The sequence below is a fragment of the Chloroflexota bacterium genome, from assembly GCA_026713825.1.
GTDB lineage: Bacteria > Chloroflexota > Dehalococcoidia > Lucifugimonadales > UBA1127 > UBA1127.
In genome coordinates this window covers 1-13,613 of sequence record JAPONS010000110.1, presented here as the reverse complement: position 1 = coordinate 13,613, position 13,613 = coordinate 1, and the positions used below count along the sequence as shown (strand labels likewise).

13 protein-coding genes are annotated in these 13,613 nt (G+C 65.1%); 9 read left to right on the top strand and 4 right to left on the bottom strand.

Annotated elements, in window-relative coordinates:
* The first annotated feature begins 502 nt into the window (after positions 1-502).
* The 5 genes from OXC99_12800 (at position 503) to OXC99_12780 (ending at position 3,723) form a co-directional block, all read left to right on the top strand.
* Positions 503-1,267, top strand: a complete 765-nt coding sequence (locus OXC99_12800) for a dienelactone hydrolase family protein (GenBank protein MCY4625860.1) — start codon at positions 503-505, stop codon at positions 1,265-1,267.
* 219 nt (positions 1,268-1,486) lie between these two features.
* Positions 1,487-2,566, top strand: a complete 1,080-nt coding sequence (locus tag OXC99_12795; GenBank protein ID MCY4625859.1) for a cupin domain-containing protein — start codon at positions 1,487-1,489, stop codon at positions 2,564-2,566.
* A 184-nt stretch (positions 2,567-2,750) separates the two neighbouring features.
* Entirely contained in the window at positions 2,751-3,236 is a 486-nt protein-coding gene (locus OXC99_12790; GenBank protein ID MCY4625858.1) for a PaaI family thioesterase, read from the top strand.
* Positions 3,237-3,298: 62 nt separating this feature from the next.
* Positions 3,299-3,505 (top strand): type II toxin-antitoxin system HicB family antitoxin, encoded by a 207-nt coding sequence (locus tag OXC99_12785; GenBank protein ID MCY4625857.1) that lies wholly within the window; start codon positions 3,299-3,301, stop codon positions 3,503-3,505.
* Entirely contained in the window at positions 3,502-3,723 is a 222-nt protein-coding gene (locus tag OXC99_12780) for a type II toxin-antitoxin system HicA family toxin (protein ID MCY4625856.1), read from the top strand. The genes OXC99_12785 and OXC99_12780 overlap by 4 nt, the downstream gene beginning before the upstream one ends.
* A gap of 16 nt (positions 3,724-3,739) precedes the next feature.
* On the opposite strand, the gene OXC99_12775 is transcribed toward OXC99_12780, so the two are convergent.
* The 3 genes from OXC99_12775 to OXC99_12765 all read right to left on the bottom strand — a co-directional run bounded on the left by OXC99_12775 (position 3,740) and on the right by OXC99_12765 (position 7,706).
* Positions 3,740-4,909 (bottom strand): LLM class flavin-dependent oxidoreductase, encoded by a 1,170-nt coding sequence (locus OXC99_12775; protein ID MCY4625855.1) that lies wholly within the window; start codon positions 4,907-4,909, stop codon positions 3,740-3,742.
* Between the two features lie 102 nt (positions 4,910-5,011).
* Positions 5,012-5,932: an ABC transporter permease gene (locus OXC99_12770; protein MCY4625854.1), complete on the bottom strand. Its 921-nt coding sequence runs from the start codon at positions 5,930-5,932 to the stop codon at positions 5,012-5,014.
* Between the two features lie 457 nt (positions 5,933-6,389).
* The gene (locus tag OXC99_12765; protein ID MCY4625853.1) at positions 6,390-7,706 is read right to left on the bottom strand and encodes a Rieske 2Fe-2S domain-containing protein; all 1,317 of its coding nucleotides are present in this window, start codon (positions 7,704-7,706) and stop codon (positions 6,390-6,392) included.
* Between the two features lie 171 nt (positions 7,707-7,877).
* Here OXC99_12765 and OXC99_12760 point away from each other — a divergent pair, with 171 nt between their 5' ends.
* The 4 genes from OXC99_12760 (at position 7,878) to OXC99_12745 (ending at position 11,905) form a co-directional block, all read left to right on the top strand.
* Complete coding sequence (locus OXC99_12760; GenBank protein MCY4625852.1) at positions 7,878-8,954, top strand: hypothetical protein; 1,077 nt, start codon at positions 7,878-7,880, stop codon at positions 8,952-8,954.
* A gap of 52 nt (positions 8,955-9,006) precedes the next feature.
* Positions 9,007-9,363 (top strand): hypothetical protein, encoded by a 357-nt coding sequence (locus tag OXC99_12755; protein MCY4625851.1) that lies wholly within the window; start codon positions 9,007-9,009, stop codon positions 9,361-9,363.
* 9 nt (positions 9,364-9,372) lie between these two features.
* Positions 9,373-10,197 carry an MBL fold metallo-hydrolase gene (locus tag OXC99_12750; GenBank protein ID MCY4625850.1) on the top strand — a complete coding sequence of 275 codons (825 nt, stop codon included), beginning with the start codon at positions 9,373-9,375 and terminating at the stop codon, positions 10,195-10,197.
* 73 nt (positions 10,198-10,270) lie between these two features.
* The gene (locus OXC99_12745) at positions 10,271-11,905 is read left to right on the top strand and encodes a DNA methyltransferase (protein ID MCY4625849.1); all 1,635 of its coding nucleotides are present in this window, start codon (positions 10,271-10,273) and stop codon (positions 11,903-11,905) included.
* Positions 11,906-11,981: 76 nt separating this feature from the next.
* Here OXC99_12745 and OXC99_12740 read toward each other — a convergent pair whose 3' ends face one another.
* Complete coding sequence (locus OXC99_12740) at positions 11,982-13,292, bottom strand: Rieske 2Fe-2S domain-containing protein (protein MCY4625848.1); 1,311 nt, start codon at positions 13,290-13,292, stop codon at positions 11,982-11,984.
* Positions 13,293-13,613 lie beyond the last annotated feature (321 nt).

The window sequence follows — 13,613 nt, the reverse complement described above, 5'->3', positions numbered from 1 at the left end:
TTCCCCCACCGTCATTCCTGCGCAGGCAGGAATCCAGAGGGGCGGCCGTGCGGGGCAACCCCACCCCAACCGTCGTTCCTGCGGAGGCAGGAACCCCGACATAACCAGCAGCGCATACTCTCCCACCCTGACACAAGCCCCTCGCGCCAAACCCCCCACCCCCGCTACCCTCCCCCCATGCAGCACACAATCCAGCAGCCCGAACAAGACTCACCCCGCGCCCGGCGCGCCTCCGTGACCGCAATCGCCTCAGCGGCGGCCCCCGACGCCCCAACGCCCGCGTTCGGAGGTTGGCCCTGCAAAATGCAAAAAATTTGCCTTGTAGCTGAAATGCGACACATTCCCTACAAAACAAAGCCGAAACAACCTCCCGCGGCAACCTGCGCCGATGCTGCACGAATCCAAACGAATGCGCCTTCACGGCTTGTCGTGGACGCGCGCCTTGCGCGTCGCGTGAGGGCGTGCGACACTCTGCCAAGCCATAACCATGGGAGGTATTGTCATGTATGAAGGAATGATCGCAGAGACCATCTCTATTACCGGTGACGGCGGGACTGAGATAGCCGCCTACCTCGCGCGGCCCACCGGCTCCGGCCCGCACCCGGTCGTCCTCGTCGTCCACCACATGCCCGGCTGGGACCAGGGCTGCAAGGAGATCTCCCGCAAGCTCGCCGCCCAGGGCTACGCCGCCATCATGCCCAACCTCCACCACCGCATGGGCCCCGGCACCGCGACGGAGATGTCCACGCGCGTCCGAGAGTCCGGCGGCATCCCTGACTCCCAGTTCCTCGGCGACGCCCGCGGCGCAATCCAGTACCTGCTCGCCCAGCCCTACTCGAACGGCAAGATCGGCATCATCGGCTTCTGCTCCGGCGGCCGCCAGGTCTACATCGCCGCCTGCAACATCGAGGAGCTCGACGCCGCCGTCGACTGCTGGGGCGGCCGCGTCGTCATGGCCCCCGAGGACCTGACCGAGGCCAACCCCGTCTCGCCCCTCGATATGACGCCCGGCCTGTCGTGTCCGTTATTGGGCCTCTTTGGCGAGGACGACCCCAACCCGGACCCGGCGCAGGTCGCCACCATCGAGGCAGAGCTCAAGAAGCACGGCAAGACCTACGAGTTCCACTCCTACGCCGGCGCAGGCCACGCCTTCTTCTCTGTCGACCGCCCCGCCTACCGCGTCGACGCCGCCGTCGACGGCTGGAACAAGACCTTCGCATGGTTCGAGAAGTACCTCGGTGAGCCGACGGCCAAGGCCCTCGGCTAACGCACAGCAATACGTAGGGGCGCCCCTCGTGGGCGCCCAAGGGTCTCTCGTCATAACGGCGAATGCCGGTATCCAGGGGTGTGGGACAGGGTTGCAGGCGGGATTCGCGAATCGCCTGTCCCCGTTCACCCTGACCCTTGATTCGGCATACCGGCGAATGCCGGTATCCAGGCGGGGGGACGGGAGGCATACTGGCAACACGACCCCCAGGAGGCAGACGTGGAAATCTCCAACGTCCAGGCGACTGAAGCCGAGCTGCAGGCCTACTACGACGGCCTCGGCGCCTACAACGTCGCCCCCCTCTGGACCGTCCTCGGCGACATCCAGGCGCATGAGCCCGCCAGCAAGGTCACGCCCTACGTCTGGCGCTGGAGCGACGTCCGCCCCCTCGTCATGCGCGCCGCCGAGCTCGTCGGCACCGAGCAGGCCGAGCGCCGCGTCCTCCGCCTCATGAACCCCGGCCTCGGCGGCCGCACCGCCACCACGCAGACCCTCTTCGGCGGCATCCAGACCGTGCTCCCCGGCGAGATCGCCCCCGCCCACCGCCACACCCCCAACGCTCTCCGCTTCATCATCGAGAGCGATGGCGGATACACCGCAGTCGGTGGCGAGCGCCTCCCGATGCTCCCCGGCGACCTCGTCCTCACCCCCTCGTGGGAGTGGCACGACCACGGCAACGACACCGGCAACCCCATGATCTGGCTCGACGGCCTCGACCTCCCCCTGCTCAACTTCCTCGAGATGTCCTTCCACGACCAGTACCCCGAGGACACCCAACCCGTGACCGAGTCGCCGGGCACGTCGCTCGCCAAGTACGGCAGCGTCGCCCTGCAGCCCGCGTGGGAGGAGCACGGCCCGCCCGGCACGTCGCCCCTCATGTACTACCCCTGGAGCCGCACCCGCGCCGCCCTTGAGCGCCTCGCCACCGGCGAGGGCGGCAGCCCCTATGACGGCGTCATCATGGAGTACACCAACCCCCGCACCGGCGGCGCCGCCATGTCGACGATGGCCTGCTTCGTCCAGCTCCTGCGCCCCGGCCAGCGCACCCTCGCCCACCGCCACACGACGAGCGCCGTCTACCACGTTGTCGAGGGCCGCGGCAGCACCCGCGTCGGCGACACCGTGCTGGAGTGGCAGGAAAAGGACACCTTCTGCGTCCCCGGCTGGGCCTTCCACGAGCACACCAACGCCTCGTCCACGGAGCCGTCCTTCCTCTTCAGCTTCACGGACGCCCCAATCATCAAGGGCCTCCAACTCTACCGGGAGGAACCCCACCCCTCCGGCCACCTGCCGGCCTAGCGCCATCCTCCATACCGGCGAAAGCCGGTATCCAGGGATGCGGGGTGCGGGAGTCCCTTCCCCCTTCCAAGGGGGAAGGTTAGAGCCTGCCCCGTGCTTGATACGGGGATGGGGGTTCCGCGTTCGCCCTGAGCCTGCCGAAGGGCCATTAGAGGCCCCTCCATATCATCACCGAGGTGCACCTGTGACATCCCAACCCGCCGCCATCCCCCTGAACGACAACTCAGACTACGGCCTCTGCTTCGCCTGCGGCCCCCGCAACGACGGCGGCCTCCACCTCACCTTCCGGCGCGAAGGCGACACCGTAGTCACCACCTACACCGGCCTCGAGCATCACCAGGGCTTCCCCGGCGTCATCCACGGCGCCGTCATCACCGGCCTCCTCGACGAGGTCATGAGCCGCGTGCCCGTCATCGAGGGCCGCTGGGGCATGTCCGCCAAGCTCGACGTCCGCTTCCGCCTCCCAATCCGCGTCGGCGACGTCCTCACCGCCACGGCCCGCAAGGACGGCGGCCGCGGCGCCATCATGCGCACCAGCGCGACCGTCACTCTCCCCGACGGCCGCCTCGCCGCCGAGGCCACCGCCACCTTCGCCCTCCTCTCCCCCAACACCCTCGCGGACATGGCCCAGGACTACCCGGAACTCGCCCGCACTTGGCTCGTGGGGTAGTGTGAGGGTATGACCGGTGGTATGCTTGAGACACTTGCTTTGTGCCTAAGAAAGGGGCCGCAATGCGTCAAGTGATGATGTCCAAAGACGAGAGAGGATTCTGGTATGTAGAATGTCCCAGCCTCCCGGGATGCGCAACCCAGGGCGCCACGCAGGAGGAGGCTCTTTCTAACATCAAGGAAGCCATCATCCTGTACATTGAGGCGCTGGAAGAAAAGGGTCTGCCTGTACCAGAGGAGAAGTTCGTCTCCGCAGTCTTGGTCGTTTGACAAGTCTTCCGCAGGTATCTGCTCGAGAGTGCATCCGGGCATTACAGCGAGCAGGGTTCTTTGTTCTCCGGCAGCGTGGCAGTCACATAATCCTCTGCAGAGACGATCCCTACGCTCAAACTGTTGTTCCTAATCACCGAGAGCTAGGGCCAGGGCTCTTGCGCACCATCATCAGACAGGCTGATTTGACCGTAGAAGAGTTCGTAGAACTGTTATAGCCTTCCTGCCTCGCCCCTACCGGAACGCCGGAATGACCTCCTCCCCAAACAGCCGGATGGACTTCTCGATCAGCGCCGGGTCCATGCCCCCAAAGCTGTGCGTCGTCGCCAGCAGGTCGTACCCGACGTACTTCTGCTGCTCCGCGATCTTCCGCGCCACCGTCTCCGGGCTCCCGACGATCGCCACGCCGTTCTCGATGGAGAAGTCGTAGTCCTCTGCCATCATCCGGAAGACGCGCCCCCGCTCGGCATTGTCCGGCATGTCCGACTCCGTCCCCATCCCCCGCGGGCTCGAGCCCCAGCCGACGCGGGAACCCGTGATGCGCCCCCGCCCGAAGCTGCCGCCCACTGGGATCGCGCCCGCCGACGGTACGTTGACGCGGCCCAGCAGGCGCGGCTCCGCCTCCGCGCGCGCCTTCTCGTCCGTCTCCGCCACGTGCACGATGCGCTGCAGGAAGATGCTCGGCATCGGCCCCGGGTGGTTGCACTCGCGCCACACCTGCCGGTAGTAGTCGAACTTCTCGGCCACCACGTCGTCCACGTCGATGTTCTGCGACACGTGGAAGTTGCCCTTCGCCGCAAACTCCAGCGCCGCCTTGCTGTGCGCGCCCACCCAGATGGGCGGCGTCGGCTGTTGGTACGGCTTCGGCGCGGGCAGCGCCTCGTTGAAGTGCCAGTACTTGCCGTCGTAGGTGACCTCGTCCTGCGTCCACGCCATCTGGATGATCTCAAGCGCCTCGCGGCTCATCTCGCCCCGCGCGTAGAAGTCCAGCCCCCAGCGCAGGAACTCGTGCTCGTGGATGCCGATGCCCGTGCCGAACTCCACCCGCCCGTGCGAGATCTGGTCCAGGATGCCTACCTCCTCCGCCAGCCGAAGCGGGTGGTGGAAGGGCAGCTGCCAGATCATCGCGCCGACGCGAAGCACGCTCGTCCGCATGGCCACCGCCATCAGGTACACGCTCGGCGAGCTTATAAGCTCCCGGTTCTGGTGCTCGATGACGAAGTAGGAGTGATACCCGAGCTGCTCCACCATCTGCGCCAGGTCCAGGTGTCGGTCGTACACCTCCGAGATCGACGAGCCGCTGTCCACCTCCGACTCAGGGAAGGCGTCCCACAGCGCAAACTTCAGGTCCGTCATGTGCGTCTCCTCTATCGCGCCGGCGCGGCGCAGGTGTCCAACGGTCACAGCGAGTGTATCCGGGCGATTTGGGGCAGTCAACGCGGGAGGCAGGCCCCACTGAGAGCCGGCCTCCGTCGGGTTTGGACACCCCGCGACCGCGTCCTCCCGCTACCCGAACCGGATGCGCGGGTCGATGTAGGCGTACACGATGTCGATGAGCAGGTTCATGCCGATGAACAGCACCGCGATGAACATCGTCACCGCCTGGATCACTTGGTAGTCGCGGGCGTTCACCGCCTGCAGTGCCAGCAGCCCGATGCCCGGCCAAGCGAACACCGTCTCGATGGTCACCGATCCCGTCATCTGCCCAACCACGATCGCTCCAAAGACCGTCAGCGGCGGTATGGCCGCGTTCTTCAACGCGTGCTTCCACACCACCTTCGACTCCGCGAGACCCTTGATGCGCGCCAGCTTGATGTACTCGCTGTCCAGCACACTCAGCATCGCCGAGCGAGTCAGCCGCATGAAGGACGCCACGGAGAACCACCCCATCGCCACCGCGGGCAAGACCATGTTGGAAACGTCGCCCCTTCCTGAGGTCGGGAACCAACCCAGCTGCACCGCGAAGATCCAGATCAGCACGATCGCCAGCCAGAATGAGGGGAGCGACTGCCCCAGCAGCGCAATCAGCTTCCCCCCTGTATCCAGCATGCTGCCCTTCTTCACGGCGGACATCACCCCGATGGGCACGGCCAGCAGCACCGACACCCCAATAGCCAGCGCAGCCAGCTGCAACGTCGCGGGCAGGTGCAGCAGCACCAGTTCCATGGCCGTGCGGCCCTGCCACTTGAAGGAGGGGCCGAACTCGCCTCTTGCCGCATTCTTTACAAAGATGAAGTACTGCACGTACCACGGCTCGTTGAGGCCCCAGAGTTCGCTGATGCGCACAAAATCCTCGTCCGACGCTTCCGGAGGCAACAGCACGTCGAGCGGGTTCCCGGAGAGTCGTGCAAGAGAGAAAACAATGATGCTGACGCCGATGAGGGTGAAAACAGATTGGACTAAACGGATCATGATGTACCGCTGCATGGCTTCTGACTCCTCCCTGGCGAAAAACGCCCTGTCCACGTCCGGTGACCCGAAATGGAAATCAGTGGGGGAATTCAACGCCGCCCTCCACCGGCGATTGGCCGGTCAGGTGGCATCGAGTACTTCAGGCAGGGGGAGCTGAAGTTTGGTTCAGAAGGCCTATGCAACTGTTAAGCGGGTAAGCCCTGCCCCGGGCATTGATTGCGCGTGCCCTCCCTCTGCAGTGGGTCGAGCAGGCCCTCAATGCCCGGGACAGGAGCCATGGTCACTCTGCTGCGAGCTTCCATCCCCCCTGGAGTCTCGCAACATTGCTGCATACAATACTATAACTGATTGTTTTGTCAACCCCTTTAACGGCCGTCCTCACAGATCACGGAATCGGGCTGTGACGGTGCGCAAAAGCAAGAGGCCGGCCCCCTCGGGAGCCGGCCTCCGTGCGATTCGAGTGCGGTTGTGGCTAGGCGGGCATCGTCGCCTTCGACTTGCCCAGTTCGCCCTTCTCCTGCAGCAGCTTGAAGAAGTCGGCCTGGCTGTCCACCACGTCGATGGCCCGGACGCCGAAGACCTCCGGGTGCGACGGCGCGTACGGCTCGACGCCCTCCTGCAACTCGCGCGCCAGGCGCAGTAGGATGCGGCGCCCCGCGATGATCGCCGTGTCGCTCGTGCCCAGGTGCTCCCGCGTCCGGTCGGCGATAGAGCCCATGCTGTCCGTCATCGCCATGTCCTGCTCGCGCCCGCTGCCGATGCCCGTGTAGTTGATGGTCCGCTGCATGTCGCGGTCGATGAGGAAGTCGTTCTCCAGCTGCCGCTGCGGCCGCCACGTGTCGACGCAGGACCCGTCGGCAAACTCGTACTTCACGCGCGTCAGGTTCTCCGGGCTCAGGTTGGCCATCCTCCGCTGCTCGTCGGTGAACGCCTCCCCGGTGCTGACCGAGTACTGGAAGACGGAGATGTGCTCGTCGTCCATCGGCACCCAGCAGCGGCCGCCCTCGCGATCGCTCGGGTTCGGGATGAAGCTGTAGAACGGCAGCACGAACTGCGTCACGCGCCAGTAGTACTCGTCCACGTCCACGCGGCGTCTGGAGCCGTAGATGAACCCGTAGTCCGTCTCCTTGACGGTGAGCTGCGGCGCGCCGTCAAGGTTGGTCAGCGCGGCGCCGTTCTTGAGCCGGCGGCCGATGTTCTGCCTCGGCGCCTTGCTCAGGTCAAACCAGCGGTGGTTGAAGGACACGTGCGACGTGTCGATCTCGCCCTCGGTGGCCTGCATGTAGTTCGACTCCTGGATCCAGCGCCGAACGTTGCGGTGGCTGGCCGGAACCATGCACCACTCGAACTGCGGCAGGCCGGGCATCTGCTCGATGGGGCCCATGTAGATCCAGATGCAGCCGCCCCAATCGCGGGCCGGGTACGACTTGATCTTGACCTTGTCCTTGAAGTTGGACTCCGCCGGCTCCGACGGCATGTCCACGCAGTCGCCGTTCACGTCGAACTTCCACCCGTGGTACACGCACCGCAGGCCGTCCTCCTCGTTGCGTCCGAAGAACAGGCTTGCGCGACGGTGCGGGCAGTAGTTGTCGACCACGCCAACCTCGCCATTGGTGCCGCGGAACGCCACCAGCTGCTCGCTCAGCACCTTGATGCGGACGGGCGGGCTGTCGGGCTCAGGCAGCTCCTCGGCCAGCAGCACGGGCTGCCAGAATCGCCGGAACAGGTCCCCCATGGGAGTGCCCGGCCCCGTTTGCGTCAAGAGTTCGTTGTCTTCCCGTGTGAGCATAGTCTCGCCTCCTCCAGTATTCGGTGGGCAATGTGTGGCAACGAGTATACACCCGCCCGCAAGCACGATCGCGCAGACTTCGCCCGTGATTTGGGCACGCCTCAGGGCCCTTTTCCCCCGCATAGCGCACGCCGCCCGTTTCCGCTATCCTTACCCCCAACTTGGCGCCCTATGGGAGTCGCCTTCGACATGACCGCCCACGCCGCGTACGCCCACCTCGTCGGCTCGGTGCCCCTGCCCGACACCGAGTCGGTCTTCCGCGCCGTCTGCGCCGAGCTTGGTTCACACCTGCGCCGCATCCCCGACGGCGAGACCGGCGAGCGCCTCCGCTGGATATGGTTTCAGCGCCAAATGCTGCTAAACCACCCGGACATGGAGGAGGACCCGGACGCCGGCCCCAACCGGGTATACCAGTGGGACGGCGTCCTCTTGCGTGAGACCTCTTACCTCCGCATCAAGCCGTCCGTCGACCCGCAGTCCATGCGGTTTGACACCGGCTACGCAAGAGCCGCAGCCGCCTCCTACGCCGTCTACGCCCGCCTGCGTGACGAGGGCGTGATCGGCCCCAACACACGCTTTCAGGTCTGCCTTCCCACACCAATGTCTCTGGGCTTCATGTACGTCAGTCCCGCGTCTCGTGACGCCTTCATGCCCGCCTATGAGCGTGCCCTGCTTGAGGCCCTGAACGGCATCCTCGCCGCCATCCCCCACGACAGGCTGTCCATCCAGTGGGATGTCTGCCAGGAGGTCCTCCTCTTTGAGGGCTACTTTTCGCACCGGCCGTCGGACTACAAGGAGCAGGTCTTTGACTTGCTGGCCCGGCTGGGAGGGAGCGTCCCGGAGTCTGTGGAAATGGGCTACCACCTTTGCTACGGCTCGCCGGCTGACGCACACCTGGTGATGCCGACGGACATGGCCGTCCTGGTCGAGATCAGCAACGGACTCTGCTCCCGCCTTGCCCGCCGCCTCGACTTCCTGCACATGCCGGTGGCCGACGTACGCCCCGGCGGCGCATACCTGCAATTCCTGCGGGACCTCGCCCTGCCGGACGGTGCGGAGCTGGTCCTTGGCCTCGTCCACTACGACGATGCCGAGGGGGACGCCGCGCGCATCGCCGCCGTTCGGGAGTACGCCCCCGCGTTCTCCGTTGCCACAGAGTGCGGCTGGGGTCGCACCAACCCTGCGCGGGTGCCCGGCCTGCTGGCCAACCACCGCCGCGCCGTCGAGCTGCTCAACAAGACAAACTGAACGCTGATCGCGTTGCTCTGGTACACTGGCGTACAACACGAAAGAGGACATTATGGGCGGCATCTATTTTAGCTGGTACGACACAGACCCCATCGCCATTATCGAGGACCTCGCGGCCGACACCCTCCTCGACTTCATCGCCCGCTTGGCCGACAGTCAGGGCGAGGATGAGTACTTCACCCGCGAGATCGAGATGAACCTCGTCTGGCGCGAGGCCGATGCCCAGGTGAACTTCGCCGCCCGCGGCAACGAGACCAAGGAGATGACCCAACGCCTGCGCGAGGCCCGCGACCACGTCTACAACGCCCACTACCTCGTCGGCGCGCGGCAGGGCGTCGAGGCCGCCAAGGAGATCCAGGCCGTTATCCGCACCCTCTACGGCACCACGCCCGAGTCGGCGACCAGATAGGACCCCGAAGTGGAACTTGAACGCGGCATCCACCAGATGGCTCACGGCCGCCAGCCCTTCGGCATTCCCTCGCCCAACGTTTACCTCGTGCAGGGCCACCGCGCCGCCATGCTCATCGACTCCGGCTACGACGAGGACGAGGACCACGCCGCCCGCATGGCCTACATCAATCAGGTCGGCGGCCCACCCATCATGGGCGTCCTCGTCACCCACCGCCACCGCGACCACGCCGGCGGCGCCGTCCGCCTCAATCGCGACACCGGCGCCCCCATCCTCTGCCACCGCCTCGACCGCGAGGCCATCGAGCAGGAGCGCTTTGAGGGCGAGGCCCAGGTCGACGAGGAGCTGCAGGGCGGCGAGACCTTTGACCTCGGCGGCCTGACCCTCGAGGTCATCCACGCCCCCGGACACACCATGGGCAGCGTCGCCGTCCTCGTCCGCGAGCGCCACGCCCTCCTCTCCGCCGACACCGTCCTCGGCGTCACGACAACCCTCGTCCGCCCCGGCGAGGGCGACCTCCGCCTCTACGTGGAGTCGGTCGGCAAGCTGTGTGACATTGCCCCGCGCGTCATCTACCCCGGCCACGGCGGCCCCGTGGTCGACCCTGTCGCCCGCATGCAAGAGCTCATCGAACACCGCCGCCAGCGCGAGGAGCAGGTGCTCTCGCAGCTAGCCATGGGCGCCAACACCGTCATGGAAATCCGCGACGCCCTCTACACAGACATCCCGGAAGCCCGCCTGGCCATAGCCGCCGAGCAAGTCCAAAGCCACCTCGACAAACTAGCCGCAGAGGGCCGCGTTACCTCAGGCAATGGCGTCTACGCGCTGCGGTGAAGGCAACAAAACTCGAGGAACCCAGCCTTGAGTCAAATTGCTGCGCTGCTTGCAGTGAAGGATAATGGTGCCCATGAGGAACACGCTTTACTTTGGAGATAATCTGCCTGTCCTGCGCGATCATGTTCCCGATGAATCTGTCGATCTGATTTACTTGGATCCCCCCTTCAACTCAAACGCTACGTACAATGTGCTGTTTCGCGAAAAGACCGGGGAGGAGTCGCCCGCGCAGGTTCATGCGTTCGTTGACGCGTGGGAATGGACCCACGAAACCGAGCATGTCTACGCCCACGACATAATCGAGAGCCCAAAGATACCAGCGCCAGTAGTTGCTATGGTTTCGGCATTTCGGGATTTCGTTGGCAGAAATGACATGATGGCCTACTTGGTGATGATGGCGCCTCGCCTGGTCGAATTGAAGCGGGTCCTCAAGCCTACTGGAAGCATCTATCTCCACTGCGACCCAACCGCCAGCCACTACCTCAAGCTTTTGATGGACGCAGTCTTTGGGAAGGACAGGTTTCGCAGTGAAATCACCTGGCGACGAACCAACGCTAAGGGTCTGGCCACCCGGCGCTATGCCAATAATGCCGACCGGCTGCTCTACTACACTAAGGGAGACCAGTTCACGTGGAACTCCCCTTTCCGTCCGCACGAGACCGAGTACGTCGAGAAATTCTATCGCCATGTGGAGGCGGAAACCGGTCGAAGGTATCAACTTGCAGACTTGGTGAACCCGAACAGGAATAGGCCAAACCTCACTTACGAGTTTCTTGGCGTAACTAGAGTTTGGCGCTGGACAAAGGAGCGAATGCAGGCCGCCTACGACGAAGGCCTCATCATTCAGTCACGCCCGAACAGTGTGCCGCGACTCAAGCGGTACTTGGATGAGATGCAGGGCACGCCCGTCGACACTATTTGGGAGGATATCCCGCCCATACAGGCCAATTCTCCCGAACGACTGGGCTACCCAACTCAGAAACCCATAGCCCTGCTAGAGCGAATCATTGCAGCCAGCAGCAATGAAGGAGATGTGATTCTGGACCCATTCTGCGGGTGCGGGACTGCTGTTGCCGCTGCTCAGAAACTCAACCGGCAGTGGGTCGGTATAGACATCACACATCTCGCCGTGGCCCTCATGAAGAACCGCATCAAGACGGCTCATGACTTGGACCCGGGCCGCGACTATGACGTCGTTGGCGAACCCCAGGATGAAGGCAGCGCAAGGGCACTCTGGGCGCAGGATCCATACCAATTTCAGTTCTGGGCAATCTCTCTCTTGGAGGCGCGCCCGATTGAGGAATCCCGCCGCGGTGCGGACCGGGGTGTTGATGGCCTGCTTTACTTTATTGATGGTCCGCGTTCCAACACCCAGAAAATCGTCTTGCAGGTGAAGGGCGGTCAGGTTTCGGTGCCGCAGGTACGCGACTTACGGGGAGTGGTGGAGCGGGAACAGGCCGCAATGGGCCTTTTCATCTCTCTGGAGCCGCCTACCGCTCCCATGCGTACTGAGGCTGCGGCGTCAGGGCACTTCCACTCCAACTTGTGGGATCGCGACTACCCAAAGGTCCAAATTCGGACCATTGCACAATTGCTCGCAGGTCAGGGCTTCGACTTACCACCTAGCGTGTCGAGGGCATATCAGGCGGCGCAACGAGTCCGCCGAGGCGAGGGACGCCAAGTAGCCTTGGGAGAGTCCGAAGACTAAACCGCCCCGCTCACCCTTCGGTCTCCCTCAGGACGAACGGAGCGGCCCGTTGCTCTCGTCAGGCTTTTGCTCCCCCCTACACCGTCGCCGTCGCAATATCGACGTGCCTCTCCAGCACGCCCGCCAGCGTCGACTCCTCCGTCACCACGTCGATGGCCCGCACGTGGTACAAGTCGCCCTGCACCGCCGCCCGCGGCTCGACGCCGTCCTCCAGCTCCCGCGCCATCCGCAGCAGCATCCGCCGCGCCGCGATGATCGCCAGGTCCGTCGTGCCCAGGTGCTCCCTCGTCCGGTCGGAGATCCACCCCTGCGTCTCGTTGACCATCACGTCCTGCGTCCGCTGCGGCCCGATGCCCGTGAAGTTGCCCGTCTTCTGCAGCTTCCGGTCGATGCCGTAGTTGTTGAGCGCCTGCCGCACATCGCGCCACGTGTCGATGATGAAGCCGTCCGGGAACGGCATCTGCACCCGCTCGAGCTGGATGTTGCCGTTGTTGCTGCCCATCGGCGTGTTCAGCGGCTCGTTCGGGTTCCACGAGAACGCCAGGCACGACATGTGCTCGTCGTCCACCGGCACCCACGCGTGCCCGAACCAGGCGGGGGGCGGGGGCGGTTGGGTGACGCGGGGCATGAAGAAGTGGGTCCCCCGCCAGTAGAACCCCTCGTCGCCGGCAGGACGCCGCGCCCCGTACACCATCCCGAAGTCCGTCTCCTTGACCGAGAACTTGGGCGCGCCCTCGCGGTACAGCAGCGCCTGCCCGCTTGCCGTCGTCCGCCGACGCTGCCGCTGCTGCGGGTCCCACGGCGTCGCCTGGTCCGGGTCCATCCACCGGTGCAGGAAGGAGACGTGCGTGGAGTCCAGGTCCCCCTCCAGCGCCTGCATGTAGTTACAGTCCTGGATCCACCGCTGCACCCGCCGCTGGTCCGAAGGCACCCGCGCCCACTCATACTGCGGCAGCGGCTGCTTCAGCTCCGGCGGGCCCATGTAGATCCAGATGACGTCGCCGAAGTCCTCCGCCGCGTATGACTTGACCTTGACCTTGTCCCGGAAGTTGCTCTCGGCGGGCTCCGAGGGCATGTCCACGCAGTCGCCGTTCACGTCGAACTTCCACCCGTGATAGATGCAGCGCAGCCCCGACTCCTCGTTCCGGCCGTAGAAGAGGCTCGCTCGCCGGTGCGGGCAGAAGTTGTCGACGACCCCCACCCGCCCCTCGCTGTCCCGGAACGCGACGAGGTTCTCGCCGAGCAGCCGCAGCCGCACCGGCTCGCAGTCCGGCTCCGGCAGCTCCGACGACAGCAGCGCGGGCAGCCAGAACCGCCGAAAGAGCTCGCCCATCGGCGTGCCCGGCCCCACCTGGCAGAGCGCATCGTTGTCTCGCTGTGAAAGCATGTCTTCCTCTCCTTGTGCCCCTGCTGCGCCGCTGCTTTGGCTCGATTCCCCTGGTGCGGCGTGCATAACTATACCACCGTCTCGCCTTCCCACCAACGCCTCCCGCCGTTCAGCCTGAGGCCCACCGAAGGGCCGCCCCACACCGCTTGCCCACCCGTCTCTGCGAGTGCTACCATCCCCCGCATACCGCACCGGACCCGTTCGCAGATGAGGAGCCCGCGTATGACCCTTTCGCGCATCCTCGCCTTCCTCCTCCTGCCCGCCCTGCTGCTGGCCTGTGGCGGGGAGGACCCGTCCGCCGCCGACCCGGACCGCGACCGC

Coding starts and splice junctions, on each gene's coding strand:
- OXC99_12800 (MCY4625860.1), top strand. CDS start 503: ATGTATGAAGGAATGATCGCAGAGACCATCTCTATTACCGGTGACGGC.
- OXC99_12785 (MCY4625857.1), top strand. CDS start 3,299: ATGCGTCAAGTGATGATGTCCAAAGACGAGAGAGGATTCTGGTATGTA.
- OXC99_12770 (MCY4625854.1), bottom strand. CDS start 5,932: ATGCAGCGGTACATCATGATCCGTTTAGTCCAATCTGTTTTCACCCTC.
- OXC99_12765 (MCY4625853.1), bottom strand. CDS start 7,706: ATGCTCACACGGGAAGACAACGAACTCTTGACGCAAACGGGGCCGGGC.
- OXC99_12760 (MCY4625852.1), top strand. CDS start 7,878: ATGGGAGTCGCCTTCGACATGACCGCCCACGCCGCGTACGCCCACCTC.
- OXC99_12755 (MCY4625851.1), top strand. CDS start 9,007: ATGGGCGGCATCTATTTTAGCTGGTACGACACAGACCCCATCGCCATT.
- OXC99_12745 (MCY4625849.1), top strand. CDS start 10,271: ATGAGGAACACGCTTTACTTTGGAGATAATCTGCCTGTCCTGCGCGAT.
- OXC99_12740 (MCY4625848.1), bottom strand. CDS start 13,292: ATGCTTTCACAGCGAGACAACGATGCGCTCTGCCAGGTGGGGCCGGGC.